1 pseudogene is annotated in these 268 nt (G+C 67.5%); it reads right to left on the reverse strand.

The features are described from left to right. Positions 1-267, reverse strand: a pseudogene (locus tag AC5RVV_RS18425) (hypothetical protein); the annotation flags it as partial. Position 268: the final 1 nt, after the last annotated feature.

Consider the following 268-nt stretch of genomic DNA (forward strand, 5'->3'; position numbering starts at 1 on the left):
GAACGACGGCGTCACGCGCCTGCGCGTGGCTTCCTCGGCTACCGCTTTGGCCCCGTTTTCGCAGAACTCCGCCCGGTGCCGGTGGTCCCCCTCGGGCCAGGCGCAGCCCGGACAGTCAAAGCCGTCCTTCTGGTTGACCCGCAGCAGCGTCCTGGCGCTGCGGACGGCGCCCATCTGCTTGACCGCAATTTCCATCGCATGGGCGATGCCGGGCACTCCCACGGACTTGGTCTTGGGCTTGCCCACGGTGAGTTCAGCCTCGTTGATG

It is taken from the genome of Arthrobacter sp. MDT2-34-1, from assembly GCF_059091365.1.